Annotated in this window: 5 protein-coding genes; all 5 read right to left on the bottom strand. The window is 62.1% G+C overall.

Annotated elements, in window-relative coordinates:
* Window positions 1-90 precede the first annotated feature (90 nt).
* The 5 genes from ACXJ7R_RS26090 to ACXJ7R_RS26070 all read right to left on the bottom strand — a co-directional run bounded on the left by ACXJ7R_RS26090 (window position 91) and on the right by ACXJ7R_RS26070 (window position 4,022).
* Entirely contained in the window at window positions 91-597 is a 507-nt protein-coding gene (locus ACXJ7R_RS26090) for a GNAT family N-acetyltransferase (protein WP_457154345.1), read from the bottom strand.
* Between the two features lie 149 nt (window positions 598-746).
* Complete coding sequence (locus ACXJ7R_RS26085) at window positions 747-1,769, bottom strand: endonuclease/exonuclease/phosphatase family protein (RefSeq protein WP_457154344.1); 1,023 nt, start codon at window positions 1,767-1,769, stop codon at window positions 747-749.
* A gap of 280 nt (window positions 1,770-2,049) precedes the next feature.
* A complete protein-coding gene (locus ACXJ7R_RS26080; protein ID WP_457154346.1) occupies window positions 2,050-3,513 on the bottom strand; it encodes an AMP nucleosidase in 1,464 nt (487 codons plus the stop codon).
* 116 nt (window positions 3,514-3,629) lie between these two features.
* A complete protein-coding gene (locus ACXJ7R_RS26075) occupies window positions 3,630-3,824 on the bottom strand; it encodes a hypothetical protein (protein WP_095081732.1) in 195 nt (64 codons plus the stop codon).
* 39 nt (window positions 3,825-3,863) lie between these two features.
* A complete protein-coding gene (locus ACXJ7R_RS26070; protein WP_457154343.1) occupies window positions 3,864-4,022 on the bottom strand; it encodes a hypothetical protein in 159 nt (52 codons plus the stop codon).
* Window positions 4,023-4,249 lie beyond the last annotated feature (227 nt).

Genomic DNA, 4,249 nt, shown 5'->3' with positions numbered 1-4,249 from the left:
GTCGAGGCCCTGGAGCGGCCTTAGGGGCAAAACTCACTCAAATTGGCTGCCCGGTCGACGGGAACGAGCACAGAGCGCCAGGCTTGACAGTCAAATGGTCCGTTCCATCAGGACGGACTGCAACATCGGCCCAGGGCCAATGCGCACTTCGATCCGCCCTACCGAGATGAAGCCCAAGGCTGCATAGAACCCTTCTGCGTTGAGACTTGCCTGGCATTCGAAGCGGCGCACACCGGACGAGCGTGCATCTTCTTCGCAACGCTGGTAAAGCTGGCGCCCGATCCCGCGGCCCAGCCATTCGGGACGAGTGGCGAAATGTCGGATGTGCGCGAGTTCGGGCTTCACCTCGGAGCTTCCCGGACGTTCCCGGGACCAACCGCCGCAGCCGGCGGCAAAGCCATCTTCATTGACCGCGAGATAGTAGGTGCCAGCCGAAAGCAACGCAGGGTTTGCGCGAGTGATCAAAGGCAGCGCAGCTTCAAGAGTGGTCTGATCGTATGCCGTGCGCATCAGGCCGGGATAGGAAGCGAGAAGCAACTCGCTTACCCCAGGCTCGTCCTCTGGCGTGGCGGGTCTGACGATAAAGCTGGGGGACATGTACAGCACCCCGTATGTTGAGCTGGCCGACCTTCGGCGGACCAGCGAGCCATGTCAAATCGAACACGCCAAGGGTCCAAACTCTGACCGTAGGGCATGATCCCAAAAAGTGGAATCCGGTTGTCGGAAGGACCATCTTCAAACGGCCTCTAACCCCGATATCCGTTTCGCGAATTTCCGGCCGATATCAGCGACACAGTCGCGGTCTCGTGTTCGTCGGTCGGCTTTTGCTCGTTCAGCCTGAGCGTGAACTCGACCAGCACCGGCAGATGGTCCGAGCCGGTTTCTTCCAAACGTGTCGCAGAATGAATGGTCACCCCGCCCTTGCTGAAAACCTGGTCGATCGGCAGGCCGGCGAAACGCCGCAGGAAGTCCGGCAACTTGATGTATGTCCAGGTCGGTCCGGCTGATGGCATGACGGTCAGCCCGCCGAGCGCGGCGACGCGGCGCACTGCGGCGCTCCATGGCACGGCGTTGCAGTCGCCCGCCATGATGGCTGTCTCGCCGAGCGATGAGAGCGATTCGGTAAGCTCACCGATCTGCCAGTGCTGCTCGCGTGGCCAAGGCCAGCTGAGATGGATCGCCGCGACATCGACGCCAATGCCGCCGAAGTCGACGGTCGCTGTCGCCATGGCGCCGCGCCGTTCGCAATGCGGTTCGGTGCCGGCGGCAAAGGGCCGCCGCGAGAGCAACGCCACGCCGAATATGCCGTTGGGGTAGGGGCAGAGGATCCGGTATGGATAGGCGCTGCTGATATAGCCAAGCTCGGTCGTCCACATCGCCGACACCTCGTCGAGGGTGATCACGTCGGGATTGGTCCGGCCGATCAGCGACAGCACCTTCTTCGGCGTTGGATTGTCGTATCGCAGGTTCATCTGCAGCAGCTTGTAGACCATCTGGCCAGCCGGCTTGGCGACCGCTTCCACCGGCCACAGCTGCGGCAGCGCGCTGATTGTCGTGGCAAAGGCTGCCACGGCAAAGAGCAACGCAGCGGCGGCTTGCAGGCGAAATGTCGTGGCCAGCAGCGGCAGCGCGCAAAGCGCCATCAGCACGGCAAGGTGAACGCGGAAATGCGAGAAGGAATCGAAGGCCGGGTGCAAGGCGCCGAAGAACCCGGCGACCAGAGCAACCGAGAACATCATCATCGCGATGAATGCCAGTGAAGCTGCCATGTCTCGACTGCGTCTCATCGGCTCAGGTCTGCACGGGTTGCCAACTGTGGTGCTGCACGGTTATCGGCAAAAATGCGGCCCAATCAAGATGACTGGATGCCCAATGCATGTCACCCAAAAGTGCCCAGCGGTTTTGGGGCAGCGACATGCATAAAACAAATGCATGTCGCCCAAAAGTGCCCAGCGGTTTTGGGGCAGCGACATGCATAAAACAAATGCATGTCGCCCAAAAGTGCGCAGCGGTTTCAACGAGACACGCTCTAGGCGATGCGCGATCGGCCTATTGGAACGCCGTCTCCGAAAAACTTCTCAGCTTGCGCGAATGCAGCCGCTCCATAGGCATTTCCGCGAGTTTCTCCATCGCCCGGATGCCGATGGTCAGGTGCTGCGCCACCWGCCGCTTGTAGAACTCGGTCGCCATGCCGGGCAGCTTCAGTTCGCCATGCAGGGGTTTGTCCGAAACGCACAGCAGCGTGCCGTAGGGCACGCGGAAGCGGAAGCCGTTGGCCGCGATGGTCGCCGATTCCATATCGAGCGCAATGGCGCGCGACTGTGACAGACGCTGCACCGGTCCGCGCTGGTCGCGCAGCTCCCAGTTGCGGTTGTCAATGGTGGCGACGGTGCCGGTGCGCATGATGCGCTTGAGGTCATAGCCGGATAGGCCGGTGACCTCGGCAACCGCCTCCTGCAGCGCCACCTGGATCTCGGCCAGCGGCGGGATCGGCACCCAGACCGGAAGATCGTCGTCAAGCACGTGATCCTCGCGCACGTAGGCATGCGCCAGCACATAGTCGCCGAGCGCCTGGGTGTTGCGCAGCCCGGCGCAGTGGCCAAGCATCACCCAGGCATGCGGCCTCAGTACCGCGATATGGTCGGTGATGGTCTTGGCGTTGGAAGGCCCGACGCCGATATTGACCATGGTGATGCCGCCATGGTTCGGCTTCTTCAGATGATAGGCAGGCATCTGTGGCAGGCGTGGCGGCGCAACCCCTTCGCTGGGCGCGCTTTGCCCGCCCTTGGTGATGACATTGCCCGGCTCGACGAATTCGCTATATCCGCCGCCGCCGCCGGCCATCAGGTCGCGCGCCCGGGCGACGAACTCGTCGATGTAGAACTGGTAATTGGTGAACAGCACGAAGTTCTGGAAATGCTGCGGCGTGGTCGCCGTATAGTGCGACAGGCGGTGCAGCGAATAGTCGATGCGCTGCGCCGTGAAGGGCGCCAATGGCCGTGTGTCGCCGAAGGCCACTTCGAAAGTGCCGTTGGCGATCTGGTCGTCGGTGCCGTCGAGGTCCGGCACGTCGAACAGGTCGCGGATCGGCCGCCTGATGCGCTCGGCGGCCGAGCCGTCGACGTGGGTGCCTTCGAGAAAGGCGAAGTGCAGCGGGATGGGGGTGGTCGATTCCGACACGGTGACCGCGACACCATGATTGCGCATGATCAGGCGCAACTGCTCGACCAGGTAGCTCTCGAACAGGCCCGGCTGGGTGACGGTGGTCGAAAAATGTCCCGGCGTCGGCATATGGCCGTAGGCCTGGCGCGAGTCGATCTGGGTGAACGAATTGGTGGTGACACCGATCTCGGGGTAGAAGGCGCGGTAGCGCTTGCTGTTGTCGCCGCCCGCTGTCGCCAGTGCCGCGAAGGAATCGCGCAGGAACTTGGTGTTGCGGTCGTACAACGCCTGCAGTGCGGCGACGGCCTTTTTGGGGCTATCAAAGCTTTGCCGGCCAAAAGGCTCCGGCATGACGACCGATTCGATGGCTTGTGGGTAGATTCGCTTTTCCATGGCTCAATATAGAGACTTGGATCGGCTCTTGGGAGGGGTGTCGCGACCGAAGGCGGCCAAAGCGTCCTTTTTCTTCAACCGCGCTGCAGGCTGACCAGGAGCACGAAGCCGACACCGGACTTCCTCAAAGCGGGCGCTTCGATCGTCGAACCGGTATCGGCGCGCATCATCGGCACGGCTAGAACCGGAGCAGCCAGAACCATCAGGATAAGCGCCGCCCGCGGCAGAAGCCGAAGGGTCTTGAGAGTGTTGGCGGCGATGCGGTTCATGGTGTTCTGCTTTTCTTTTCGAGGTCTTGGTTTCTTTGTTCAGTTGCGAAGATGGGTGGGGCAGGCGAGGTGGCAGGTCCTGGAACTGGCTTCGTCCCAGGCGCGGGCGGGACGGCCCGTTTCGGCGACGAGGATGGCGAAGAACATTCCAAACAGGCTCATCAGCAGGCAGACGATGGTGAAGCGGCGAGCAAGCATTGGGTCGTGTCTCCTTCAACACGCAGGAGAATGCCCGAGCGCGACTGAACCGGCTCTGATGCCGGCGTTCATCTGCGGTTCAAATTGGTTGATGGGGTTTCTGACGGTGCCGGCGTTAGTTCCGGCGGGTGCGGTGCGAGGCGAACCAGGCATGGGCACCTCGCGCCTGGACAAATAAAAACGGGGCCTATCGAGGCCCCGTTTTCATGTCGTGAGGATGCGGTCGA

Source organism: Mesorhizobium sp. P5_C1 (genome assembly GCF_054049815.1).
The sequence above is the reverse complement of the archived record's forward strand: the minus strand, read 5'-3'. Positions and strand labels throughout refer to the sequence as shown.